A 24127-nucleotide genomic window follows, 5' to 3' on the forward strand; every position below is an offset into this window, starting at 1 on the left:
TATTAAAATCGGATTTTTTGTATTCAGGTTCAGTTGCATGAAGGGAAAAACCGAGTTTCGAATTAGGGAAATTAATATCATTCCGCTAACTGCAATATTTAGACATGCTAAAAAGTGTGTCTGGTTTTGCCCTTGTCAAATCTGAAAGGAATCAGAAACAAAAAAGTTTCAACTTCCCATAATTATTTTTATATCTTACTCCTCAATAACATGAATCTCTAAAAAGTCAAATTCTATTTCCTCTACAAAGTTATCTTGATAGAATCGTGCTTTATCATGGCGTTTGAATTCAGCCACGGTGGAGTCCAGCCAGATAGGTTTGCTTAAGTCAAATTCATAGCAGGCCTGATCTAAGGCATGAAAGATTTTATGAGTTCTTGTATCGTCACTGTAATCTGTGATAACAGTGTCTTTTAAAAGGCGATTATCCTTAAATATTTTAAACCAGATGCGCATAATGGTGTCCTCTCTATTTGATATGTGTTGTGTTACAGCTACGAGTATATCAAATCCGTTGAGGAAATACAATGTCTTAAAATTGTATAATGACAAAGGGAACAAGGGAAGGTAAAATAGTAATATAAGGTAAATCGGAGGAGGGTTTTACAATGGGAAAATACGTTATGGCGCTAGACGCCGGAACCACAAGTAACAGATGTATTCTTTTTAACGAAAAGGGAGAAATGTGCAGTGTAGCTCAAAAAGAGTTCACACAGTATTTTCCAAAGCCGGGGTGGGTGGAACATGATGCTAACGAGATATGGTCTACACAACTGGGAGTTGCAGTAGAAGCAATGCAGAAGATTGGGGCTTCTGCGGAGGATATTGCAGCGATTGGTATTACAAATCAGCGTGAGACAACGATTGTATGGGATAAAAATACAGGAGAACCTGTGTACAATGCTATTGTATGGCAGTGCCGCAGGACATCGGAATATTGTGATTATTTAAAAGAAAAAGGATTAACAGATATGTTTCGCCAAAAAACAGGATTGGTGATTGATGCATATTTTTCCGGAACCAAATTAAAATGGATTCTTGATAACGTACCGGGAGTGCGAGAAAGAGCAGAAAATGGAGAGCTTCTTTTTGGAACCGTAGAGACATGGCTGATTTGGAAACTTACAAAGGGAGAGGCACATGTAACTGATTATTCCAATGCATCGCGTACTATGTTGTTCAATATCAATACCTTAGAGTGGGACAAGGATATACTGGCGGAATTGGAAATCCCGGAGTGTATGTTGCCGGAAGCAAAGCCTTCCAGCTGTGTTTATGGCATGACAGATGCTTCCTTTTTTGGAGGACAAATTCCTGTCAGCGGAGCTGCCGGAGATCAACAGGCGGCATTGTTTGGACAGACCTGTTTTCAGGCAGGAGAAGCCAAAAATACATACGGAACAGGATGCTTTATGCTGATGAATACAGGGGAAAAGCCGGTATTTTCCCAAAATGGATTGGTGACTACCATTGCATGGGGAATTGATGGAAAAGTGAATTATGCATTGGAGGGTTCTATCTTTGTAGCCGGTGCGGCAATTCAGTGGTTGCGTGATGAATTAAAAATCATTGATAGTGCCTCAGATTCAGAGTATATGGCGAAGAAAGTAAAGGATACCAATGGCTGTTATGTAGTACCTGCTTTTACCGGGTTAGGAGCGCCACACTGGGATCAGTATGCAAGGGGAACCATTGTAGGAATTACCCGTGGAGTAAATAAATACCATATTATTCGTGCTACGTTGGAATCATTAGCATATCAGACCAATGATGTGTTACAGGCAATGAAAGCAGATTCCGGCATTGAATTAAATTCATTGAAAGTAGATGGTGGAGCAAGTGCAAATAATTTTCTGATGCAGACTCAGGCAGATATTATCGATGCGCCTGTTAATCGACCCTCTTGCGTGGAAACGACAGCAATGGGTGCAGCTTATCTGGCAGGGCTTGCTGTGGGGTATTGGGAAAGTAAGGAAGATGTGATTAAGAATTGGGCCATTGATCAGACCTTTGAACCAAAGATTTCAGCCGAAGAAAGAGCGGAAAAAATAAAAGGCTGGAACAAAGCTGTGAAGTATTCCTATGGTTGGGCAAAGGAGGAGTAGCTATGTATGACGTAGTGATTATTGGGGCAGGAGTATCAGGAAGTGCATCAGCAAGAGAACTTTCCAGATATAATTTGAAGATATGCGTGGTAGAAAAGGAAGAAGATGTATGCTGTGGAACTTCTAAGGCAAACAGTGCTATTGTTCATGCCGGATTCGATGCGCCCAGTGGTTCACTTATGGCAAAGTTAAATGTAGAGGGAAATCAGATGATGGAGAATCTTTCCAAAGAACTGGATTTTCCTTTTAAGAAAATTGGGGCTTTAGTTGTCTGTCTGAATGAGGAAGAAATGCCGAGATTACAGGCACTTTATGAAAGAGGAGTGAAGAACGGGGTAAAAGATCTAAGAATAATTGCCGGGGAAGAATTGGTAAGAATGGAAACCAATATTGCAGAGGAAGCAGTGGCGGCATTGTATGCACCAACCAGCGGAATTGTATGTCCATTTGGTATGAATATTGCATATGCAGAAAATGCGGCAGATAATGGGGTAGAGTTTCAGTTTGATACTGAGGTAAAAGGTTTTGAAAAGAATGGTGAAAACTGGATAGTAAAGACAAGCCGGGGAGATTTTGAGACGAGATATATTGTAAATGCCGCAGGCGTTTATGCGGATGTTTTTCATAACATGGTAAGTGATAAGAAGATTCATATTACACCGAGACGTGGTGATTATTGCCTGTTAGACCGTTCCACAGAAGGATTTGTAAATCATACCATTTTTCAACTTCCGGGTAAGTTTGGAAAAGGGGTATTGGTAACGCCCACAGTACATGGAAATACTCTGGTAGGGCCAACTGCTATTGATGTTGGAGATAAAGAAGGAACCAATACTACGCAGGCAGGACTGGATGCATTAATTAGTAAAGCAGGAAAGACAGTAAAAGGCTTACCTATTCGACAGGTCATTACTTCATTTGCTGGCTTACGCGCTCATGAGGAAGGGCATGAGTTTATAATCGGAGAAGTGGAAGGAGCAAAGGGATTCATTGATTGCGCAGGAATTGAGTCGCCGGGGCTGACCAGTGCGCCGGCAATCGGTAAAATGGTAGCTGATATTATTCGAGATTTAAGTCATGCAGAACAAAAGTCTGATTTTAAAGGAAACAGAAAAGGAATCTTAGACCCTAAGATGTTAAGTAAAGAGGAAAGAAATGCATTGATTCAGGAAAAGCCGGAATACGGAAATGTTATCTGCCGTTGTGAGATGATTACAGAGGGAGAAATCCTGGATGCAATTCATCGCCCATTAGGTGCAAAATCTCTGGACGGAGTAAAAAGGAGAACCAGAGCAGGAATGGGACGCTGCCAGTCAGGTTTTTGTTCGCCAAGAACCATAGAGATTCTGGCAAGGGAACTTGGGGTAGAAGCATCGGAGATTACAAAGTCAGGCGGCAATTCTAAAATTATTGTAGGCGTCAATAAGGATAGGATATAGTCAGAAAGCCAGGAGGAGAAGCGTATGTTAAACTATGATATTGTAATTATAGGCGGTGGCCCGGCAGGACTTGCAGCAGCCATATCGGCAAAAAAGCATGGGGTAGAGCATATTTTAGTATTGGAACGCGATAAGGAACTGGGAGGAATTTTAAATCAATGTATTCATAATGGGTTTGGCTTACATACGTTTCAAGAAGAACTCACAGGACCGGAATATGCGGGAAGATTTATGGAACAATTAGTGGAGGAAAAGATTGAATACAAATTAAATACCATGGTATTGGGGATTACGAAAAATAAAATTGTAACTGCCATGAACAGGGAAGAAGGAATGATTGAGATTCAGGCAAAGGCGGTAATTTTAGCAATGGGTTGCCGAGAACGTTCCAGAGGAGCATTGAATATCCCGGGTCACCGTCCGGCTGGAATTTATTCTGCAGGAACAGCTCAGCGTCTGGTGAATATGGAAGGATATATGCCGGGACGAGAGGTGGTGATCTTAGGTTCAGGGGATATTGGGCTTATTATGGCAAGACGAATGACCTTGGAAGGAGCTAAGGTAAAGGTAGTTGCAGAATTATTGCCTTACTCTGGTGGATTAAAAAGAAATATTGTACAGTGTTTGGATGATTTCGGAATCCCTTTGAAATTAAGTCATACGGTAGTGGATATTGATGGAAAGGAAAGAGTGAAGGGAATTACTCTGGCACAGGTAGATGAAAATAGACGCCCTATTCCTGGAACAGAAGAGTATTACCCTTGTGATACATTACTATTGTCTTGCGGTTTGATTCCGGAAAATGAACTTTCCAGAGAACTGGGAGTAGAGATAAGTCCGGTAACTTCAGGTCCTTTGGTGAACGAATGTTTAGAAACAAATATAGAGGGAGTATTTGCCTGTGGAAATGTACTTCATGTACATGATTTGGTGGACTTTGTTTCGCAAGAAGCGGATGCAGCAGGAAAACATGCAGCAGAATATGTCCTGCATGGAAAGAGAATAAGTGGAAGTGATATTCCAATTACTGTAACGGAAGGGGTACGCTATACCGTTCCAAAGACAATTAATCCTACGCGAATGGATGAAAAGCATACGGTGCGTTTTCGAGTAGGGGACGTATATAAAAACTGTTATATTTCCGTATATCTGGATGAGGAACGTATTATTCATAAGAAACGTCCGGTTGTAGCACCGGGAGAGATGGAAGAGGTAGTACTGTCAAAGGAACAGCTTATGGCTTACACGGAACTTTCGCAGATTACGGTAAAAATAGAGGAGGCATAGAAGTATGGAAAAAAGAGAGTTAATTTGTATCGGTTGTCCTATGGGCTGTCCTCTTAGTGTAGAACTTGATCAGGGAGAGGTAGTTAGTGTAAGGGGAAATACCTGCAAACGTGGCGAGATTTATGCGAGAAAGGAAGTAACGAATCCAACCAGAATCGTAACAAGTACGGTAGTGGTAGAAGGAGGAAAATTGGCTGCTGTTTCAGTAAAAACCAGAGAAGACATTCCAAAGGAAAAGATTTTCGAGTGTATGAAAGCGTTAAAAGGAGTGAAGGTGCAGGCTCCGGTTCATATGGGGGATGTTATTGTGAAAAATGTGGCAGATACAGGAGTAGATGTAATAGCCACGAAAAGTGTAGGTAGTCTATCTTAAATTTTATATAACTTCACATGCAAATCACCAATATCCCTCTCTTGCATATAGTAGGGTAGGGGGATATTATGCGTATATGTGAATTAAGAGAAAAAGAAGTCATTAATATTTGTAATTGTGAGTGTCTGGGATTTGTGGTAGATGTTGAAATTGATGAATGTACCGGGTGCGTTCGGGCAATTATTATCCCACGTTGCGGGAAATTGTGGGGGTTCATGGGAAAGAATAATGACTTGGTAATTCCGTGGAAACAGGTTGTCAAGATCGGACCGGATATTATATTGGTGGAATTGCCGGAAACAAAGCCTTCTAAGTAAAAAATTGATTGACAATATTTGGGAAGAAAGCTATACTTATACCAAATATGTGAACGTAGGAGGAAAGCCCGATGAAGTGTCCGTTTTGCAGCAGTGATAATACAAGAGTAATTGATTCCAGACCAGCGGATGATAATAGTTCCATCCGAAGAAGACGTTTGTGTGATGATTGTGGAAAGCGATTTACTACCTATGAGAAAGTAGAGACAATTCCACTGATTGTTATCAAGAAAGACAATAACAGAGAACAGTATGACCGTGCGAAGATAGAAGCAGGAGTATTGCGGGCATGTCATAAGAGACCGGTATCTGCAAATCAGATTAATAAGCTGGTAGATGAGGTAGAAGTAGAGATTTTCAACAGGGAAGAGAAGGAACTATCCAGTTCCCAGATTGGTGAAATTGTAATGAATAAGCTAGAAAGTTTAGATCCGGTGGCTTATGTAAGATTTGCATCTGTATATCGGGAATTTAAGGATGTCAATACTTTTATGAACGAATTAAAGAAGATTTTGGATAAATAGGTAGAAGAGTCCGGTGATGAGGACTCTTTTTTTCTTGCACAAATACCAATGGGGTGTTATACTTGCAAAGGACAAAAAACAAAGTACAGGAGAGATGTATGCTTAAGAGATTTTATCCGGGAGAATATTTGGAATCTGCCTATGGAATTGATTTTGAAAAACTGTACGAGGAAGGCTACCGTGGTATTATCTTTGATATTGACAATACGTTAGTTCCTCATGGAGCTCCGGCAGATGAGCGGGCGAAGAAATTGTTTACAGCATTAAAGAAACTGGGATATCAGTGTTGCTTGTTGTCTAATAACAAGGAGCCGCGTGTAAAAATGTTCAATGATGAAGTGCAGGTAAATTATATTTTTAAAGCCGGAAAACCTAAGGTTGGAGGTTATCAGCGTGCAATGGAACTGATGGGAACCAATCGAGAGAACACCCTGTTTGTGGGAGACCAGATTTTTACTGATGTATATGGTGCGAATCGGGCAGGAATCCGTACGATTCTGACAAAGCCTATACATCCGAAGGAAGAAATACAGATTGTTCTGAAACGTTATCTGGAAAAGATTGTACTGTTCTTTTATAAAAAGAGTCAGAAAAAGCAGAAGTAGAAAGGGATTGAAAATGAAGATTGCAATAGGAAATGATCATGCAGCTACTGAGTTGAAAATGGAGATTATGGAATATGTCAAGGGATTAGGACATGAAGTAATCAATTTTGGTACAGATGGACATGAGAGCTGTAATTATCCGGAATTTGGTGAAAAAGTGGGACGTGCTGTAGTATCCGGTGAAGCAGATTGCGGCATTTTAATTTGTGGTACAGGAGTAGGTATCTCCATGGCTGCAAATAAGGTAAAGGGAGTACGTTGCGGTGTATGTTCAGATGTGACTACAGCTCATTTAATCAAGGAGCATAACAATGCCAATATTATTGCATTTGGTGCAAGAATTGTAGGAAGCGAATTGGCGAAAGATATTGTGAAATCTTATCTGGAAGCAGAATTTTTAGGTGGCAGACATCAGAATCGAATTGATATGATTAGCGAGATTGAGCAGAGAGAATGCCAGTAATGAATAAAAAAAGGTTGAAATATATAGACATTTAGTATAAAATGGAAGAAACGTCGGGCGAAATGCGCCCATAAGTAGCTTAAGGAGGAAATTCGAATGATTTCAGCAGGAGATTTTAGAAATGGTATTACGATAGAATTAGATAATAACATTTACCAGATTATTGAATTCCAGCATGTAAAACCAGGAAAAGGTGCAGCCTTTGTTAGAACTAAGTTAAAGAACATTAAAAGTGGCGGTGTAGTAGAAAAGACTTTCCGTCCTACTGAGAAATGTCCACAGGCGCGTATTGATAGAGCAGACATGCAGTACTTATATTCTGATGGAGATTTATACCACTTTATGGACGTAGAGAGCTATGAGCAGATTGCTTTGGATGCAGATACCATCGGTGATGCATTGAAGTTCGTAAAAGAAAACGAAATGGTTAAAATGTGTTCTCATAACGGAAACGTATTTGCAGTAGAACCACCTCTGTTTGTAGAATTAACGATTACTGATACAGAGCCAGGATTCAAGGGTGATACAGCTACTGGTGCAACAAAGCCGGCTGTTGTAGAAACTGGAGCAACTGTATATGTACCATTATTCGTAGAGCAGGATGATGTAATTAAGATTGATACCAGAACAGGTGAATATCTGTCCAGAGTTTAGGGGCCGTTGTAATACCTACGTTGGTAGTCAAGAGAAATAATTAAGATTGTAAAGAAAAAAATTCCAGAGAATAAAAACTCTGGAATTTTTTTATCATAGATTAAAGTAAAATGTCATGTCTGATTAGCGCTTTTCTGACATTGCCTTAATAGACAATGCATATTCTGAAGGACTCATGCCAGTGATTTTTTTAAACTGTCTGGAGAAGTAGTGGATAGAGGTATATCCTAACGTATCAGCAATTTGCGTAAAGTTCATATTTTGTTCGCGAATCAGTTCCTTGGCACGGGTGATTTTCATATGAGAAAAATAGTCTATAATACCGCAGTCGCATTTGGCGCGAAATAGTTTTTGCAACTGGGAGCGCCCTAGCAGATTATCATGGCAAATTTGTTCAATCGTCAGTGATTCGGAAATGTGGGCATTCATATAAGACAGGATGTGGGAAAAAGTTTCCTCATCCTGTTTTAATTTTACTGATTTTGTGAGAATATTTCCGGTATTTGCAGAAGTTCCTCGGCGGTAAAGAGAAATCAAAAATTGCTCTAAGGACGATTGAATCATCTGTTCCGTTCCGGGGATTGGTTCCGGATTCTTTTCTAAACCACGAGTGTATGGATTGTCCAGAGGAGTAACAAAAGCATGAGAGGCTTCTGCAATAACTGTTGCAAGCAAATTGCGTTCGCGTTCACCAAGTGAACAGATTCTATCTTCAAAGAAATCCATAGCAGGAGAATGGCATACAAAGGAGACAACCACTAGGTTCGGAGCGGTGATGCCGTTTGTGGTGACAGAATGAAACTGGTTAGGCTTATGAAAGATAATATCGCCTTTTTTTAACTGGTAGGTATTATCATCTGCGGTAACCGTAACTTCACCCTTGTCTACACACAGAAATTCCCAAAAGTCATGGGATTCTCCATCAAAGGAAAAATCAGCGCCATATTCAAAATAATGTATCGTAATAATTTGTGGAATGTCAAAAAGCTTGGTAAGGGAATATTTATAAAAATCCATAGCGCCTCCTTTAGGTTAAAAAATTGATAACTCTATTTTAACATATAATTGTGCAAAAAACCAAAAAAATTGTGCAAATACAGAACCTTTTTTTTATATTATCATGATATAGAACAAAAGGATAATTACCTTAAGGAGGGTATGGGAATGAAAAAACCAGTATTAGTAATTATGGCAGCAGGAATGGGAAGCCGTTATGGTGGATTGAAGCAGGTTGACCCAGTGGATGCACAAGGACATATTATTATTGATTTTTCTATATACGATGCAATAGAAGCAGGATTTGAGAAAGTTGTATTTATTATTAAAAAGGCAAATGAAAAAGTTTTTAAGGAAGCAATTGGGAAACGAGTGGAAAAGAAAATCCAGGTGGAATATGTATACCAGGAGCTGGATAAACTGCCGGAAGGATTTCAGATTCCGGAAGGGAGAGAAAAACCTTACGGAACCGGTCATGCAATTTTATGTTGCAAGGATGTAATTGATGGACCTTTTGCAGTAATCAATGCAGATGATTATTACGGAAAGCATGCATATAAAGTGATTTATGATTATCTGGTAAATCATCAGGATGATGAGAAGTATCGTTACACTATGGTCGGATATGCGTTGAAGAATACTTTGACGGATAACGGTCATGTGGCAAGAGGTATATGTGAGACCGATGCAGAAGGATTTTTGACCGATATACATGAGCGTACTCATATTGAAAAAAGAAATGGTGGAGCAGCGTATACAGAAGATGATGGAGTTACATGGAACGAGTTACCTATGGAAAGTACAGTTTCCATGAATATGTGGGGATTCTCAGAGAGTATTATTAAGGAATTAGAGCAAGGATTCCAAAAGTTTTTAAAGGAAGAATTACCAGAGAATCCATTAAAGGGAGAATATTTCCTTCCATTTGCTGTGGATGAATTGTTACAGCAGGGAAAGGCAAGTGTAAAAGTACTTACTTCTATGGATAAGTGGTATGGAGTTACCTATAAGGAAGATAAGGAAATGGTGGTAAATGCTATAGCAGGATTAAAGAAAAGTGGAATGTATCCGGAAGAATTTTAGCCAGAACAGGGGGCGGGTTATCGATGGAACGTCAGATGAAATTGGAGAAACAGGCCTTAGTAGTAACGAAAGAATTTCAGATGGATGGAGAGGCCAAAAGTGCAGTTGGTTATGGAAGCGGACATATTAACGATACCTTTTTGGTGGAGGGTGAGAAACGTTATATTTTGCAGCGAATGAATCGTAGCATATTTACTCATCCGGAAGAAGTGATGGAAAACATTATGGGAGTCACCTCTTTTTTGAAGAAAAAAATAGAGAAAGCCGGTGGTGATACCAGTCGGGAAACGCTAAATGTAATTGCGACAAAGAACGGAAAAAGTTTTTATGTTGACGAAGCAGGTGAATACTGGCGGATGTACAATATGGTAGAAGATGCAGTAAGCTACGACAGGGTGGAGTCGGAACAGGATTTTTACGAAAGTGCAGTGGCATTTGGAAACTTCCAGCAGCTTCTTTCTGATTATCCGGCAGAAACACTTCATGAGACTATACCGGGATTTCACGATACTGCAGCGCGGTATCAGACTTTTTTGAAGGCAGTAGAAGAAGATATTTGTGAAAGAGCTGCGGAAGTAGAGGAAGAAATAGCATTTTTCAAAAACAGAAAAGAAACGGCACAGATACTTGGAAATATGCTGAAAGAAGGGAAATTGCCCCTTCGTGTTACGCATAATGATACAAAACTGAATAATATTATGATGGATGTAAAGACCGGAAAAGGAATCTGTGTCATTGATTTGGATACAGTGATGCCGGGACTTGCGGTACATGATTTTGGAGATTCCATTCGTTTCGGTGCAAGTACCGCAGCGGAAGACGAACAGGATTTGTCCAAGGTAAGCTGCGATATGCATTTGTTTGAACTGTATGTACAGGGATTTTTAAAAGGCTGTGGTGGAAGATTGACGGAAACAGAGATAAAAATGCTTCCTATGGGAGCAAAAACCATGACCTATGAGTGTGGTATGCGTTTCCTTACAGATTATTTGCAGGGAGATGTGTATTTTAAAACACATCGAGAAGGTCAGAATCTTGATCGTGCCAGAACGCAAATGAAATTGGTGGCAGACATGGAAGAGAAATGGAGTTGCATGGAACAGATTGTAGAGGAATGCGCAAAAATACATAAGTAAAGTTTTACTAAAAATATATGAAAGAAATATACAATTTTACTAAAAATAGTAAAAATCATTTTCATACGGAAAAGGTTATGGTATGATGTAAGTAAAAGCAGAGAAAAATGCCGAAAATTTAGTATTACATATCTAGGAGGAAATATTATGGCAATTTTAGTAACAGGAGGAGCAGGATATATTGGAAGTCATACCTGTATTGAGTTAATAAATGCAGGATATGATGTAGTAGTTGTGGATAACCTGGTAAATTCCAGCGAAGAAGCAGTAAAAAGAGTGGAGCAGATTACAGGTGTGAAAGTTCCATTCTATGAGGCAGATATTTTAGACAGAGAAGCATTAGAAAAGATTTTTGATACGGAGAAAATCGACAGTGTCATCCATTTCGCAGGACTGAAAGCAGTGGGTGAGTCTGTAAGCAAGCCATTAGAATATTATTATAATAATATTTCAGGAACATTGGTGTTGTGTGATGTGATGCGTAAGCATGGAGTAAAGAATATTATTTTCTCATCCTCTGCAACCGTATATGGAGATCCGGCAATCATTCCGATTACAGAAGAGTGCCCGAAGGGAAAAATCACCAATCCATATGGCCAGACAAAGGGAATGTTAGAGCAGATTCTGACAGACTTCCATGTGGCAGATCCAGAGTGGAATGTTGTGTTGCTTCGTTACTTTAATCCAATTGGAGCACATGAAAGTGGATTGATTGGGGAAGACCCGAAGGGAATTCCAAATAATCTGGTACCTTATATTGCGCAGGTGGCAGTAGGCAAGTTGAAATGTCTTGGTGTATTTGGAAATGACTATGATACTCCGGACGGAACCGGTGTGCGTGATTATATTCATGTAGTAGACCTTGCAAAGGGTCATGTAAAGGCTTTAAAGAAGATAGAGGACAAATCAGGCGTAAGTATCTATAATCTGGGAACAGGTATTGGTTATAGTGTACTGGATGTGGTAAAAGCCTATGAAAAAGCATGTGGAAAAGAAATCCCATATGAAATAAAACCAAGAAGAGCAGGAGATATTGCAACCTGTTATTCCGACGCTTCCAAGGCAAAGAGAGAATTAGAATGGGAGGCTGAATATGGAATTGAACGTATGTGTGCAGATTCCTGGAGATGGCAGAGTATGAATCCGGATGGATATCGGAAGTAAAAGTCATTCATAATTGATTATGGAAGAGAAAAGCACTTGTTGCAGAACGTAAAAAGTTTGCAACAAGTGCTTTTTTATGCGTTTAAGAATGTAATGGGAGGGTCAGGGTAACTTCAAATCCATCATATTTACTATGGTTAATGACTGTATGTCCATTGTGGGAAGCTATAATCTGTTTCACAATAAGTAATCCCAAACCGTGGCGTTGTTCTGTGGTGTTTTCGTCACAGAGCATATAATGTGGAGCGTTATCCAGTTTTTGAATCTGCTCATCTGTTGCACCAACACCATCATCAGATATTACTACACTGCATGCTCCGTTTTTAGATAAAACATTGACAAAAATTTTGCATCCTTGCTCATTATGATTGATGCTGTTTTGAATGAGATTACTGATTGCTCGTTTCATTAAGTCCTTATCGACATTTACAGGGCAGAAGGTTAAGGATTCGTCTGTTTCCCATTCAATAGGGTGTTTATCGTCAATGTCCATATTGATGAAATCAACAACAACTTGCCGGACAATTGCAATCATATTTTGTTTTGTAGGATTTATCGGTTGCATATTATATTCTAATTTGGAAGCCAGATTAAGGTCGTTAACCAAGTTCCTCATACGTTCGCTTTGTTTTAAAATGACAGTGGCTTTTTGACGTTCGTCATCAGTTAAACGGGCATCTTCTTTCAACTGACCGGCATATCCCATAATCATGGAAAGCGGTGTTCTTATATCGTGAGACACACCTGCAATCCAATTTGCCCGAGCGGTCTCTTTTTTGCGTAGCAATGCGTTTTGCGATTGTACAATTTCAGAAGTTTTGTTGATGCTTGTAGCAAGTTCTGAAAGCAGACCCTTTTCATGGATGTGGACAGGTTCTCCTGCCCCCAAGGCTTCTATACCGTTTGCAATTGGCTTGACGGATTTTAGTAACTTTGAATTAGCAATCATATATATGATGAAAAAAAACGTAATATTGACTGCTAAAATAAGAAGCACAATTTTAGGAAAGCCGGCAATTAATTGATAATCCCAACTGGGCCACATATGTTTCCAAAAGCTTTTTTTGGGGTAGCCCAACACCATCAAACCATTTTCGGCTGCCCCTGTAAAGGTGGGATAGTCGTCGATATAACCACGAGTGATATTAGCAATAGAGGATGCGGAATAACTAAGTGGAACAGTATCGGGGGTATTATCTGTTTTCCAGACTACTTGTAGGGTATTGTTATCAATAAAAACTGCCCATACATTTTCTGATGCCAATTCATTGGTAATTTCATCGGATAATACATATCCGGTAGAAGTTTCTTGTAAACTCTGGGCTGCTTCATCAGCGGTTTTCCATGGATGACCATTTTGCGCCTGTTTTGAAGTCATAATAGCTAATGCGAGAATATTCAAAATGATAAGTGTTATGGAACAGAGAAGTAATATTACGACGAATCGTCGTATTAGTTTTGGTATGTTTTTCATATCATTTTCCTCCTATGACCAGTTTGTATCCCAATCCCTTGACTGTAATTAGGGATACCGGGCGTGAAGGATTTAGTTCTATCTTTTCACGGATACGGCGAATATGAGCCATCAGAGAATTTTCATATCCATAAGGATTGTCTCCCCAAGCAGCTTCGCATAAAGAGTCAATGGTTACAATGCGACCTGCGTTGCGATATAGGACAGAAAGAATATCGTGTTCTTTCGCTGTTAAAGGGATATGTTCTCCATTCTTAATTATTTCGGCGCGGTCAAAATCAATTTCGCTGTCATGCAATGTCACAAGAGGATTTTCCTCTTTATAACTTCTGCGTAGAATTGCCATAATGCGAAAAGTCAATTCTTTTGGAAGAAATGGCTTCACTACATAATCGTCAGCACCGAGTCCGAAACCCTGAAATTTGTCTTCGTCTTCGCCACGGGCAGTCAAAAAGAATATTGGATATTCGCTCTTTTTTTTCAATTGTTCCATTAAAGAAAAGCCGTTGCCGTCTGGTAACATTACATCAAGGATAGCAAGCTCAGGTGCAAAACTGTCGGCTAAATCAAGTGCTTCTTTCACAGTTTTAGCGGTTGCAATATTACAAAATCCTTCCTCTTTTAAAATAGATACTACCATATTTAGAAGCTCCTGCTCATCATCAACAAGCAGTATGCGTTTACGTTTTAAATATTCAAAGTCCATATGGATACCTGCTTTCTTCATAATTATGTTGGTTATTATAACATACAATTTTGAATTTTTCGAATGGACGAAATAAATGTAAGGTAGATGTAAGGTAGAGAGAAGGTTGTCACAAGGTTGGGCATGTAGAATGAAGATGTATTGAGAAAGGAGCAAAATCGTATGAACATTATTGAAACAAAAAACTTAACAAAATCATATTCAGACTTTACCGCTGTATCGGGAGTCGATATTCATATCCCAAAAGGAACTGTCTACGGATTCTTAGGCCCAAATGGAGCAGGCAAGTCCACGACAATGAAGATGTTTCTTGGACTGACAAAGCCTACAAGTGGCTCATTTGTAATTGATGGAAAGAAATATCCTGAAAACAGAGTTGAAATTCTGAAGGAGGTTGGTTCTTTCATTGAAGCCCCTGCTTTCTATGGAAATTTAACCGGAGAAGATAATCTGGATATTATCCGCAAAATTTTGGGGTTGCCCAAATCTGCTGTTTCCGAAGCACTGGAACTTGTTGGTCTTACCCAGTTTAAAGACAGACTTGCAAAAAAATACTCTCTTGGCATGAAACAGAGACTGGGACTTGCGAGTGCTTTGATTGGGAAACCACCGATTCTTATTCTCGATGAACCGACGAATGGGCTTGATCCTGTGGGGATTCACGAAATTAGAACGCTGATTCGTTCCTTGCCACAGAAGTTTGATTGTACTGTATTGGTGTCTTCACATTTACTTTCTGAAATTGAATTAATGGCAGATAACATCGGCATTCTTAATCATGGGCATCTTCTGTTTGAAGGAACGCTTGATGAACTGAAACAGGGAGCTGAGTTACAAGGGTATCCAACAGATAATTTGGAAGATACTTTCCTTGCATTGATTGATGCGGATAACAGACAGCGAGGTGGTGTAAGATGAGCTTTCGATTAGAGTGTAAAAAGGTAAAACGGACAGGTTTTTTGCCCGCGTTAATAGGTGGTGGAATTTTAGCGGCTGTTGTACCGGTTATCAATATGGTATTTCGTTCGGAATGTTATGTTGGGCTTGAAAGTTCTCCGATTCAAATACTGATTGGGGCAAATTGGCAGATGATGGCAATGCTCAATATTTTGCTAGTGGTGGCAGGGGCATGTATTATGTACCATACTGAGTATGTAGATAATGCAATCCAGAAGATGTGTACATTGCCCACAAAGGAAAGTAATTTATTTTTTGGCAAGTTCGCTCTAATAGCAGTTATGTGTGTTGTAATATTGATAATAGAAGCCGTAGCAATTGCTTTGTGCTCCTATCATTGGTTTGAGTGGAATGTAAATTTGGAAGTGGAATTACTTAAAAACTTTGGCTATTTTCTGTTGTTGTTGCTACCTACCGTGTTATCCGCTCTTTTGATAGCATCGGCATGTAAAAATATGTGGGTTTCGCTGGGAATCGGTGTTGTCTGTGTATTTATAGCTACAATGATTCCTACAAGTAATTTTACGTTATCGTTGTTTCCGTTTGCTTTACCATTTCAGACATTTGCAGGTGTGACAGAAAACACGATTCGTAATTTCGCAATTGCAGGAACGATTGAAAGCATAGTTATTGCCATTGCAGAAGTTTTATTCTTGAGAGTAAGGAGGTCGTTTGAATGAGTTTTATTTCTCTAATCGGTGTTGAACTTGGAAAAATACGTCGTTCAAAAATACTACTAATATTATTTGGCGCAATAGTTATTTTATGGGTGCCCTCAATAATCAATGCTAATATGAATTTTCAGATGCAGGCAGAGGGAATCTCGCCGGAAAATAATTTTCTGGTACAGGGCTTTATGAGTATGTCATGGTTTATGTTCCCGGCCAGTATGGTTGTAAGTACTGTTCTGCTAAATCAGACCGAAAGAAGTAACAAGGGTATATTGAAAATGCTTGCTTTACCTATAAGTACGGCAAAGTTATGTCTAGCTAAATTTGTTGTATTGATTTTATTGGCAGCTTTCCAGATTTTGATGACAGTTGGAATGTATTTTGTTAGTGCAGCAATTGTATCACATACGCAAAATTATGACTTTATGTTGTCGCCTTTATTTGTTTTCAAGGAAGCAGGATGGATGTTTCTGTCTTCGATTCCTATGCTTGCATTTTTTTGGCTCTTGTCTGTAGGTATCCAGACACCGATTTTTTCTATTGGAGTGGGTCTTGCTTCCATTGTACCGTCTATTTTGATGATAAATACAAAGGCATGGTTTTTATACCCAATGGCATATCCATTTTTTGTAATTACGTCAGAATATGGTAAATTGGCTTCAAATATAACAACGATGCAAGTTGAATGGATTCCGTGGTTGCCGGTTGCTTTCGGCATCACCATTGGTTGCTTACTTATTTCCTGCTTACGTTTCGGGCAGGCTGAAAGGAGATAATTACTATGAAAGATAAAATTTTAACTACAATCAGTACAATTATGCTTTTTATACCGTGGACAATACTTCAGCTTAGAACTTTTGATTGGGCATTGAAGTCACCTGTTGCAGAAATCATGATTTCTGCTTATGCAGCATTTATGATTTTCAGTGGTATTTTCACAATCATTTCTTATGTTAGGGAGAAAGTTCAGAACAACCTTATGAAAATCTGTCTGGTGGTAAATAGTCTTTATGCTGCTGGTGGCATTGCTGTTCTAGGTATGATGATTTTTCAAAAGATGATGTAAATAGAAAAAATGTAAACAGAAAAATCCTGCTTGCAAAAAAAGTCACTGAAAGATATGATTAGAGAAGAGGTTAGAAATTGTGAGGATAATACTATTTATATCAGGAGTGTGACATGAATAAAAATCGAAAGAGAATCATTGGAAGCTTTTTGCTGATACTTCTAATGAGCGGCATGTGTGGAGGGACAATTCAGGCAACGCAGAGCCAGATTGATGAAGTGCAGGAGAATATAGACGAATTAGAAGAGAAAAAGGAAGAAGCCGAGCAGCAGGTAGATAATCTTTCTGATTCTGCAGACAGTCTGACAGGAGATTTAAAGGAACTGGATGAGAGTTTGTCACAGGCAACGAATGAATTGAATGAGACAGAGCAACAGCTGAATAGTGTCAGGGCGGAGCTAGAGCAGACAAAAATTGATTTGGAAGCAGCAAAGATACAGGAACAACAGCAGTATGAAGCAATGAAAAAGCGTATTCAGTTTATGTATGAAATGGATACAGACAGTATTGCAGAAATATTAATGGAATCTAGTAGTATTGTAGATTTTCTAAACCGTAGTGAATATATTATAAGTATACATGAATATGACCGAAATATGTTAGATACATATCGTGCCACAAAGGAAGAGATTGCTAGTAAGGAACAGCAGTTAGAAACACAGGAAGCAGAACTTGTGGCCTTACAGCAACAGGAAATAGAGAAAAAACAGCAACTTGCTTCCTTAGTAGACAGTACGTCTCAGAAGTTGGTAGCGGCAAAAGAACAGTTGGCAGCAGCAAAGGCAGATGCAGCAAGTTATGAGGCTGAAATAGAACGACAAAAGGAATATGAAGCACAGCTAGAGGCACAAAAGGCAGCAGAAGATGCTGCGAGACTGGAAGAAATATGCCAGCAGGAAGAAGAATTGAATCAAGATACGGAAAACCAGACTCCCATTATTGCAGATACTTCGGAACAGGCACTTTTGGCAGCGCTAATTCAGTGTGAAGCCGGGGGAGAAAGTTATGAAGGAAAACTTGCAGTGGGAAGCGTGGTAATTAATCGGGTACGAAGCAGTCATTTTCCAAATAGCATTGCAGGAGTGATTTATCAGAGTGGACAGTTTTCTCCGGTTGCCAGTGGACGTTTTGCTACAGTTTTAGCGGAAGGGGCAGATGCTTCCTGTGTTCAGGCAGCATCCGAGGTATTAGGAGGAAGAATTACAGTGGATTGTCTTTATTTCAGAAGAAATACAGGAGACATTGAAGGAATTGTAATTGGAAATCATGTTTTTTATTAATACATAGAGAAGGAAAAAAGGTTGGTTATTGTGCAGAATAGACAAAAACCGACCTTTTTTACACCAGAAAGAAGCAGGAGAATGATAAAAATATAACAAAGTCATACTAAAAAACTAGAAAAAGAAGGGCATTGCTGAAAGGCTTGCAAAAGGAAGATTTTCCTTGCAATTTGGCGTCATATGTGCTAGGATAAATTTATCGCAGGAATGAAGACGATGCCTGTTTCCTTTTTTTTTAGCAAAAGATTGTTAAAAAAATAACATACATTGCGGAAAGGAATCATTCATTGGCTTCAGCGGAAGAGTTAGCTACATATAATTTTATAAAAAAGGAGACGAAGAAATGGCAAAGAAAGTAGTTTTAGCAGGCGCATGTCGTACCGCAATCGGTAAAATGGGCGGAGCATTAAGCAATACTCCAGCTGTTGATTTAGGTGCAATCGTAATCAAAGAAGCATTAAACAGAGCAGGTGTTAAGCCAGAGCAAGTTGATGAAGTAATGATGGGATGTGTTATCCAGGCAGCACAGGGACAGAACGTTGCACGTCAGGCTTCCATCAAGGCAGGATTACCAATCGAAGTACCAGCATTTACATTGAATGTAGTATGTGGTTCCGGTCTGAAATGTGTAAATGAGGCAGCAAACATGATTATGGCAGGACAGGCAGACATCGTGGTTGCAGGTGGTATGGAAAACATGTCCATGGCTCCATATGCTATGACAAAAGCCCGTTTCGGATATCGTATGAATAATGCAACAATCATCGATACCATGGTAAACGATGCATTAACAGATGCATTCAATCACTACCACATGATGATTACAGCAGAAAACGTATGTGATAAATATGGCATTACAAGAGAAGAACTGGATGAGTTCTCTGCAAACAGCCAGCAGAAATGTGAAAAGGCTATCGCAGCAGGAAAATTCGATGATGAAATCGTACCAGTTCCTGTAAAAGTTAAGAAAGAAACAGTTATGTTTGCAAAAGACGAAGGACCTCGTGCTGGAACAACAGCAGAATCCTTAGGAAACTTAAAGTGCTGTTCCGGAAAAGAAGGCGGTCTTGTTACTGCTGGTAATGCTTCCGGTATCAACGATGGTGCAGCAGCAATCGTTGTTATGAGCGAAGAAAAAGCAAAAGAACTTGGTGTTACACCAATGGCTACATGGGTAGCTGGAGCACTTGGTGGAGTTGAACCAGAAATCATGGGTGTTGGACCAGTTGCTTCTACTAAGAAAGTATTAGAAAGAACAGGTCTTTCTATCGACGATATCGATTTAATCGAAGCAAACGAAGCATTTGCTGCTCAGTCTATCGCAGTTGCAAGAGACTTGAACTTCGATATGTCTAAAGTAAATGTAAACGGAGGAGCAATCGCTCTTGGACATCCTGTTGGAGCTTCCGGATGCCGTATCCTTGTAACATTATTACATGAGATGCAGAAGAGTGGAGCAAACAGAGGTCTTGCTACACTGTGTATCGGTGGTGGAATGGGCTGCTCTACAATCGTAGAAAAGTACTAAAATAAAAGGAACGGTCTGCAGGTTCTGTCAGACTGTTCCAATTTATAAATATAAGAATTATATGGTTTTATAAAAAAGAAAAATTAGGAGGCACAACGATGAAAGTTGGAGTTATTGGCGCAGGAACAATGGGACAGGGAATTGCGAAAGCATTCGCTCAGACCGATGGATATGAAGTTGCACTTTGCGATATTAAGCAGGAGTGGGCTGACAATGGAAAAGCAAAGATCGAAAAAGGATATGCAAGACTTGTAGAAAAAGGAAAAATGACACAGGAAGCAGTAGATGCTATTCTTGCTAAAATCACACCAGGATTAAAAGAAGATCTTTGTGCAGATTGCGATTTAATCGTAGAAGCAGCATTTGAAAATATGGAAGTTAAGAAAACTACATTCTCTGAGTTAGATAAAATTGCAAAACCAGAATGTATCTTTGCTTCTAATACATCCAGTCTTTCTATTACAGAAATTGGAAATGGCCTTACACGTCCAATGGTAGGTATGCATTTCTTCAATCCTGCTGATAGAATGAAATTAATCGAAGTAATCGCAGGTGTTAATACACCAGTTGAAACAGTAGAAGCTATTAAGAAGATTTCTGAAGAAATCGGAAAAACACCGGTTCAGGTTAATGAAGCAGCAGGTTTCGTTGTAAACCGTATCTTAATCCCAATGATTAACGAAGCAGCATTCATCAAAATGGAAGGCGTTTCTGATATCGCAGGTATCGATGCAGCTATGAAACTTGGTGCAAACCATCCAATGGGACCACTTGAGTTAGGAGACTTCATCGGATTAGATATCTGTCTTGCAATTATGGATGTTCTTTACAACGAAACTGGAGACAGCAAATATCGTGCATGCCCATTACTTCGTAAAATGGTTCGTGGTGGAAACCTCGGAGCAAAGAGCGGAAAAGGATTCTACATTTACAATGCAGATCGTACTAAGACTCCGGTTGACGCTCAGTAATTATATCAAGCAAATGGAATTTTATAAAAATATATAAAATGGAGGAATAAATATCATGGATTTTTCTTTAGATAAAAAACATGAAATGGCGAGAACTCTGTTCAGAGACTTTGCTGAAACAGAAGTAAAGCCTCTCGCACAGGAAGTTGATGAGACAGAAGTATTCCCACAGGGAACAGTAGACAAAATGGCAAAATACGGTTTTATGGGAATTCCAGTGCCAAAGGAATATGGTGGACAGGGATGTGATCCTTTAACATACGCTATGTGTGTAGAGGAATTATCCAAAGTTTGTGCTACAACAGGTGTTATTGTATCTGCACATACATCTCTTTGTATCGATCCAATTATGACATATGGTACAGAAGAGCAGAAACAGAAATATGTAGTACCTCTTGCAAAAGGTGAGAAACTTGGTGCATTCGGTTTAACAGAGCCAGGCGCTGGTACAGATGCTCAGGGATGCCAGACAAAGGCTGTATTAGATGGTGATGAATGGGTATTAAACGGATCTAAGTGCTTTATCACAAATGGTAAAGTTGCAGACGTTTACATTGTAATTGCTGTTACAAGTGTTACAGAAGACAAGAGAGGAAGAAAGAAAAAGAACTTCTCTGCATTTATCGTAGAAAAGGGAGCTCCAGGATTCTCCTTTGGAACAAAGGAAAAGAAAATGGGTATCCGTGGTTCTTCTACATACGAATTGATTTTCGAAGACTGCAGAATTCCAAAGGATGCATTATTAGGACCAGAAGGAAAAGGTTTCCCAATTGCTATGCATACTCTTGATGGTGGACGTATTGGTATTGCTTCTCAGGCACTTGGTATTGCAGAAGGTGCATTAGAAAGAGCAATTGAATACACCAAGGAAAGAAAACAGTTTGGACGTTCTATCGCTCAGCAGCAGAATACACAGTTCAAGTTAGCTGATATGGCTGCAAGAATTGAAGCTGCTCAGTTACTTGTATATAAGGCAGCTATGGCAAAAGCAACACAGAAGGTATATTCTGTAGAAGCTGCTAAGGCTAAGTTATTTGCTGCAGAAACCGCTATGGCAGTAACAACAGAAGTTGTTCAGTTATTCGGTGGATACGGATACATCAGAGAATATGATGTAGAACGTATGATGCGTGATGCTAAGATTACAGAAATCTACGAAGGAACTTCTGAAGTTCAGCGTATGGTTATTTCTGGTGCATTACTTAAGTAAGATAATTAGTAAAAGAATAAAATATAAGGAGTGAAATACCGTGAAAATAGTTGTATGTGTAAAACAGGTACCAGATACAAAAGGCGGAGTTAAGTTTAATCCAGACGGTACTTTGAATAGAGCTGCAATGCTTACTATTATGAACCCGGATGATAAAGCAGGCTTGGAAGCAGCACTTAGATTAAAAGATCAGTATGGTGCAGAAGTAACCGTACTTACTATGGGTCTTCCAAAGGCTGATGAAGTTCTTCGTGAAGCATTAGCAATGGGTGCAGATAAAGGAATTCTTGTAACAGACAGAGTATTAGGTGGAGCAGATACATGGGCTACTTCTACTACACTTGCTGGAGCAATCAGAAATCTTGAATATGATTTGGTTATTACAGGACGTCAGGCAATCGATGGAGATACTGCTCAGGTAGGACCTCAGATTGCAGAACATCTTGGACTTCCGGTTATTTCTTATGCACAGGATATCAAGGTAGAAGGAGATTCTGTTGTTGTACAGCGTCAGTACGAAGACAGATATCATGAATTAAAGGTAAAAATGCCTTGCTTAATTACAGCATTATCTGAATTAAATGAGCCACGTTACATGACTCCAGGCGGAATCTTCGATGCATATGACAAAGAAGTAACCGTATGGGGAAGAGCAGACTTAAAGGATGTTGATGATGCAAACCTTGGTCTGAAAGGATCTCCAACAAAGATTGCAAAGGCATCTGATAAAGTTCCAAAGGGAGCTGGAGAGATGTTAGCAGGTGATTCTCCAGAAGAATTAGTTAACGCTTTAGTTGGAAAATTCAAAGAAAAACATATTATCTAGTATATAAGGAAGAGTGGTGAACAAGATGGGTTTAGAAGCATATAAAGGAGTATTTGTCTTTGCACAGCAGGTAGACAACGTTTTAGATGGCGTTGCATTCGAATTACTTGGTAAAGGTAAAGACTTAGCAAAAGATTTAAATACAGACGTAACAGCAGTATTAATCGGATCTGGTGTAAAAGGTCTTGTTGATGAATTAGCTGAGTACGGAGCAGATAAGGTTATCGTTGTTGATGATCCAGAATTAAAAGATTATAGAACAGAGCCATATGCACATGCACTTGCATCTGTTATCAATGAGTATAAACCAGAAATCATGTTAGTTGGTGCAACCGCAATTGGTCGTGACCTTGGTCCTACTGTTTCTGCAAGAGTAGCAACAGGTCTTACAGCAGACTGTACAGTACTTGAAATTGGTGATTTCCCAATCAACCCAGTAGCAGGTCAGGAACAGAAACACAATCAGTTGTTAATGACACGTCCTGCATTCGGCGGAAATACAATCGCTACTATCGCTTGCCCAGACAATCGTCCTCAGATGGCAACTGTTCGTCCAGGCGTTATGCAGAAAATTGCTCCAGTAAAAGGCGCAAAAGCAGAAGTAATCGAATACAATCCAGGATTTACACCAAACAACAGATATGTTGAAATCTTAAATGTTGTTAAGGCTGTAAAGAATACTGCAAACATCATGGATGCAAAAGTATTAGTATCCGGTGGTCGTGGAGTTGGTTCTAAGGAAAACTTCAAGATGTTAGAGGAACTTGCAGAAGTATTAGGCGGAACAGTAAGTTGTTCTCGTGCAGCTGTTGAAAATGGCTGGTTACCAGTAGACCTTCAGGTTGGACAGACTGGTAAGACAGTTCGTCCTCAGATTTACTTCGCAATTGGTATTTCCGGAGCAATCCAGCACGTTTCCGGTATGGAAGATTCTGATCTTATCATTGCAATCAACAAAGACGAAGCTGCTCCTATCTTTGATGTAGCAGACTATGGTTTGGTTGGAGATTTGAACAAAATCGTTCCTGCTTTAACTAAGGCTTTAAAGGCTGAAATGGAAGCGTAATAAGAGATTGTAAATATATGAGAGAGCCGTCACAGAACTGTGGCGGCTTTTTTACATCTCGGGTGCGAAAGAGCCCGGCGAGCGGACTCTTTGTTTTAAAATCTAAAGAAAAATATTGTAAAAATGCACAAGAAATAATAAAATAATTGACGAAAAATATACAAAATAGTATAATTAAGAAAAATAAATAAAATTGGTTTTACCAATGGAAGCGGAGGGATATGTT

At 39.4% G+C, this 24127-nt stretch carries 26 protein-coding genes; 22 read left to right on the plus strand and 4 right to left on the minus strand.

The window, feature by feature from the left end; genetic code table 11:
• Nucleotides 1–195 precede the first annotated feature (195 nt).
• Nucleotides 196–459, minus strand: coding sequence for a hypothetical protein (locus BIV20_RS04500; protein ID WP_075719180.1), 264 nt, complete (start codon nt 457–459; stop codon nt 196–198).
• A gap of 149 nt (nt 460–608) precedes the next feature.
• Between BIV20_RS04500 and glpK the strand changes: the two genes are divergently transcribed.
• The 9 genes from glpK (at nt 609) to efp (ending at nt 7767) form a co-directional block, all read left to right on the plus strand.
• Complete coding sequence (gene glpK, locus BIV20_RS04505) at nt 609–2105, plus strand: glycerol kinase GlpK (protein ID WP_075718500.1); 1497 nt, start codon at nt 609–611, stop codon at nt 2103–2105.
• Nucleotides 2106–2107: 2 nt separating this feature from the next.
• Entirely contained in the window at nt 2108–3544 is a 1437-nt protein-coding gene (locus tag BIV20_RS04510; protein ID WP_075718502.1) for an NAD(P)/FAD-dependent oxidoreductase, read from the plus strand.
• 24 nt (nt 3545–3568) lie between these two features.
• Nucleotides 3569–4831: an NAD(P)/FAD-dependent oxidoreductase gene (locus tag BIV20_RS04515; RefSeq protein ID WP_075718504.1), complete on the plus strand. Its 1263-nt coding sequence runs from the start codon at nt 3569–3571 to the stop codon at nt 4829–4831.
• Nucleotides 4832–4835: 4 nt separating this feature from the next.
• Nucleotides 4836–5204, plus strand: a complete 369-nt coding sequence (locus BIV20_RS04520) for a DUF1667 domain-containing protein (protein ID WP_075718506.1) — start codon at nt 4836–4838, stop codon at nt 5202–5204.
• 68 nt (nt 5205–5272) lie between these two features.
• Nucleotides 5273–5521, plus strand: coding sequence for a YlmC/YmxH family sporulation protein (locus BIV20_RS04525; protein ID WP_075718508.1), 249 nt, complete (start codon nt 5273–5275; stop codon nt 5519–5521).
• Between the two features lie 71 nt (nt 5522–5592).
• On the plus strand, nt 5593–6045 hold the full coding sequence (gene nrdR, locus BIV20_RS04530) for a transcriptional regulator NrdR (protein WP_075718510.1): 453 nt from the start codon (nt 5593–5595) through the stop codon (nt 6043–6045).
• A 98-nt stretch (nt 6046–6143) separates the two neighbouring features.
• Nucleotides 6144–6650: a YqeG family HAD IIIA-type phosphatase gene (locus tag BIV20_RS04535; protein ID WP_075718512.1), complete on the plus strand. Its 507-nt coding sequence runs from the start codon at nt 6144–6146 to the stop codon at nt 6648–6650.
• A 13-nt stretch (nt 6651–6663) separates the two neighbouring features.
• Nucleotides 6664–7113, plus strand: coding sequence for a ribose 5-phosphate isomerase B (gene rpiB, locus BIV20_RS04540; RefSeq protein WP_075718514.1), 450 nt, complete (start codon nt 6664–6666; stop codon nt 7111–7113).
• Nucleotides 7114–7209: 96 nt separating this feature from the next.
• Nucleotides 7210–7767: an elongation factor P gene (gene efp / locus BIV20_RS04545; protein WP_075718516.1), complete on the plus strand. Its 558-nt coding sequence runs from the start codon at nt 7210–7212 to the stop codon at nt 7765–7767.
• Between the two features lie 123 nt (nt 7768–7890).
• Here efp and BIV20_RS04550 read toward each other — a convergent pair whose 3' ends face one another.
• Nucleotides 7891–8784, minus strand: a complete 894-nt coding sequence (locus tag BIV20_RS04550; RefSeq protein WP_075718518.1) for an AraC family transcriptional regulator — start codon at nt 8782–8784, stop codon at nt 7891–7893.
• A 147-nt stretch (nt 8785–8931) separates the two neighbouring features.
• Between BIV20_RS04550 and BIV20_RS04555 the strand changes: the two genes are divergently transcribed.
• The 3 genes from BIV20_RS04555 (at nt 8932) to galE (ending at nt 12146) form a co-directional block, all read left to right on the plus strand.
• The gene (locus BIV20_RS04555; RefSeq protein WP_075718520.1) at nt 8932–9846 is read left to right on the plus strand and encodes a sugar phosphate nucleotidyltransferase; all 915 of its coding nucleotides are present in this window, start codon (nt 8932–8934) and stop codon (nt 9844–9846) included.
• Between the two features lie 23 nt (nt 9847–9869).
• Nucleotides 9870–10982, plus strand: coding sequence for a phosphotransferase enzyme family protein (locus BIV20_RS04560; RefSeq protein ID WP_075718522.1), 1113 nt, complete (start codon nt 9870–9872; stop codon nt 10980–10982).
• A gap of 147 nt (nt 10983–11129) precedes the next feature.
• A complete protein-coding gene (galE, locus tag BIV20_RS04565; RefSeq protein ID WP_075718524.1) occupies nt 11130–12146 on the plus strand; it encodes a UDP-glucose 4-epimerase GalE in 1017 nt (338 codons plus the stop codon).
• An 82-nt stretch (nt 12147–12228) separates the two neighbouring features.
• On the opposite strand, the gene BIV20_RS04570 is transcribed toward galE, so the two are convergent.
• Both BIV20_RS04570 and BIV20_RS04575 read right to left on the minus strand, forming a co-directional pair.
• Nucleotides 12229–13620, minus strand: a complete 1392-nt coding sequence (locus tag BIV20_RS04570; RefSeq protein ID WP_075718526.1) for a sensor histidine kinase — start codon at nt 13618–13620, stop codon at nt 12229–12231.
• Between the two features lies 1 nt (nt 13621).
• Nucleotides 13622–14326 (minus strand): response regulator transcription factor, encoded by a 705-nt coding sequence (locus BIV20_RS04575; protein WP_075718528.1) that lies wholly within the window; start codon nt 14324–14326, stop codon nt 13622–13624.
• Between the two features lie 162 nt (nt 14327–14488).
• Here BIV20_RS04575 and BIV20_RS04580 point away from each other — a divergent pair, with 162 nt between their 5' ends.
• The 10 genes from BIV20_RS04580 (at nt 14489) to BIV20_RS04625 (ending at nt 23901) form a co-directional block, all read left to right on the plus strand.
• Nucleotides 14489–15244 (plus strand): ABC transporter ATP-binding protein, encoded by a 756-nt coding sequence (locus BIV20_RS04580; protein ID WP_075718530.1) that lies wholly within the window; start codon nt 14489–14491, stop codon nt 15242–15244.
• Nucleotides 15241–15963 (plus strand): ABC transporter permease, encoded by a 723-nt coding sequence (locus BIV20_RS04585; RefSeq protein WP_075718532.1) that lies wholly within the window; start codon nt 15241–15243, stop codon nt 15961–15963. The genes BIV20_RS04580 and BIV20_RS04585 overlap by 4 nt, the downstream gene beginning before the upstream one ends.
• Nucleotides 15960–16730 (plus strand): ABC transporter permease, encoded by a 771-nt coding sequence (locus BIV20_RS04590; RefSeq protein WP_075718534.1) that lies wholly within the window; start codon nt 15960–15962, stop codon nt 16728–16730. Before BIV20_RS04585 ends, BIV20_RS04590 begins: the two co-directional genes overlap by 4 nt.
• Nucleotides 16731–16735: 5 nt before the next feature.
• Nucleotides 16736–17020, plus strand: a complete 285-nt coding sequence (locus tag BIV20_RS04595; RefSeq protein ID WP_075718536.1) for a hypothetical protein — start codon at nt 16736–16738, stop codon at nt 17018–17020.
• Nucleotides 17021–17133: 113 nt separating this feature from the next.
• Entirely contained in the window at nt 17134–18300 is a 1167-nt protein-coding gene (locus BIV20_RS04600) for a cell wall hydrolase (RefSeq protein WP_075718538.1), read from the plus strand.
• A 343-nt stretch (nt 18301–18643) separates the two neighbouring features.
• A complete protein-coding gene (locus tag BIV20_RS04605; RefSeq protein ID WP_075718540.1) occupies nt 18644–19828 on the plus strand; it encodes an acetyl-CoA C-acetyltransferase in 1185 nt (394 codons plus the stop codon).
• Nucleotides 19829–19926: 98 nt separating this feature from the next.
• Nucleotides 19927–20799: a 3-hydroxyacyl-CoA dehydrogenase family protein gene (locus tag BIV20_RS04610; protein WP_075718542.1), complete on the plus strand. Its 873-nt coding sequence runs from the start codon at nt 19927–19929 to the stop codon at nt 20797–20799.
• Between the two features lie 55 nt (nt 20800–20854).
• Entirely contained in the window at nt 20855–22009 is a 1155-nt protein-coding gene (locus BIV20_RS04615) for an acyl-CoA dehydrogenase (RefSeq protein WP_075718544.1), read from the plus strand.
• A 40-nt stretch (nt 22010–22049) separates the two neighbouring features.
• Nucleotides 22050–22835, plus strand: coding sequence for an electron transfer flavoprotein subunit beta/FixA family protein (locus tag BIV20_RS04620; RefSeq protein WP_075718546.1), 786 nt, complete (start codon nt 22050–22052; stop codon nt 22833–22835).
• Nucleotides 22836–22860: 25 nt separating this feature from the next.
• Nucleotides 22861–23901, plus strand: a complete 1041-nt coding sequence (locus BIV20_RS04625) for an electron transfer flavoprotein subunit alpha/FixB family protein (protein WP_075718548.1) — start codon at nt 22861–22863, stop codon at nt 23899–23901.
• The last annotated feature ends 226 nt before the right edge of the window (nt 23902–24127 follow it).

It is taken from the genome of Roseburia sp. 499, from assembly GCF_001940225.2.
Taxonomy (GTDB): domain Bacteria; phylum Bacillota; class Clostridia; order Lachnospirales; family Lachnospiraceae; genus Petralouisia.

Excerpts from the sequence above, each read along its gene's own strand:
- rpiB (WP_075718514.1), top strand. The coding sequence starts at position 6,664 with ATGAAGATTGCAATAGGAAATGATCATGCAGCTACTGAGTTGAAAATG.
- BIV20_RS04615 (WP_075718544.1), top strand. The coding sequence starts at position 20,855 with ATGGATTTTTCTTTAGATAAAAAACATGAAATGGCGAGAACTCTGTTC.
- BIV20_RS04590 (WP_075718534.1), top strand. The coding sequence starts at position 15,960 with ATGAGTTTTATTTCTCTAATCGGTGTTGAACTTGGAAAAATACGTCGT.
- BIV20_RS04535 (WP_075718512.1), top strand. The coding sequence starts at position 6,144 with ATGCTTAAGAGATTTTATCCGGGAGAATATTTGGAATCTGCCTATGGA.
- galE (WP_075718524.1), top strand. The coding sequence starts at position 11,130 with ATGGCAATTTTAGTAACAGGAGGAGCAGGATATATTGGAAGTCATACC.
- BIV20_RS04575 (WP_075718528.1), bottom strand. The coding sequence starts at position 14,326 with ATGGACTTTGAATATTTAAAACGTAAACGCATACTGCTTGTTGATGAT.
- BIV20_RS04625 (WP_075718548.1), top strand. The coding sequence starts at position 22,861 with ATGGGTTTAGAAGCATATAAAGGAGTATTTGTCTTTGCACAGCAGGTA.
- BIV20_RS04525 (WP_075718508.1), top strand. The coding sequence starts at position 5,273 with ATGCGTATATGTGAATTAAGAGAAAAAGAAGTCATTAATATTTGTAAT.
- BIV20_RS04570 (WP_075718526.1), bottom strand. The coding sequence starts at position 13,620 with ATGAAAAACATACCAAAACTAATACGACGATTCGTCGTAATATTACTT.
- BIV20_RS04585 (WP_075718532.1), top strand. The coding sequence starts at position 15,241 with ATGAGCTTTCGATTAGAGTGTAAAAAGGTAAAACGGACAGGTTTTTTG.
- BIV20_RS04560 (WP_075718522.1), top strand. The coding sequence starts at position 9,870 with ATGGAACGTCAGATGAAATTGGAGAAACAGGCCTTAGTAGTAACGAAA.
- BIV20_RS04605 (WP_075718540.1), top strand. The coding sequence starts at position 18,644 with ATGGCAAAGAAAGTAGTTTTAGCAGGCGCATGTCGTACCGCAATCGGT.
- BIV20_RS04610 (WP_075718542.1), top strand. The coding sequence starts at position 19,927 with ATGAAAGTTGGAGTTATTGGCGCAGGAACAATGGGACAGGGAATTGCG.
- glpK (WP_075718500.1), top strand. The coding sequence starts at position 609 with ATGGGAAAATACGTTATGGCGCTAGACGCCGGAACCACAAGTAACAGA.
- BIV20_RS04580 (WP_075718530.1), top strand. The coding sequence starts at position 14,489 with ATGAACATTATTGAAACAAAAAACTTAACAAAATCATATTCAGACTTT.
- BIV20_RS04520 (WP_075718506.1), top strand. The coding sequence starts at position 4,836 with ATGGAAAAAAGAGAGTTAATTTGTATCGGTTGTCCTATGGGCTGTCCT.
- nrdR (WP_075718510.1), top strand. The coding sequence starts at position 5,593 with ATGAAGTGTCCGTTTTGCAGCAGTGATAATACAAGAGTAATTGATTCC.
- BIV20_RS04515 (WP_075718504.1), top strand. The coding sequence starts at position 3,569 with ATGTTAAACTATGATATTGTAATTATAGGCGGTGGCCCGGCAGGACTT.
- BIV20_RS04595 (WP_075718536.1), top strand. The coding sequence starts at position 16,736 with ATGAAAGATAAAATTTTAACTACAATCAGTACAATTATGCTTTTTATA.
- BIV20_RS04555 (WP_075718520.1), top strand. The coding sequence starts at position 8,932 with ATGAAAAAACCAGTATTAGTAATTATGGCAGCAGGAATGGGAAGCCGT.
- efp (WP_075718516.1), top strand. The coding sequence starts at position 7,210 with ATGATTTCAGCAGGAGATTTTAGAAATGGTATTACGATAGAATTAGAT.
- BIV20_RS04600 (WP_075718538.1), top strand. The coding sequence starts at position 17,134 with ATGAATAAAAATCGAAAGAGAATCATTGGAAGCTTTTTGCTGATACTT.
- BIV20_RS04510 (WP_075718502.1), top strand. The coding sequence starts at position 2,108 with ATGTATGACGTAGTGATTATTGGGGCAGGAGTATCAGGAAGTGCATCA.
- BIV20_RS04550 (WP_075718518.1), bottom strand. The coding sequence starts at position 8,784 with ATGGATTTTTATAAATATTCCCTTACCAAGCTTTTTGACATTCCACAA.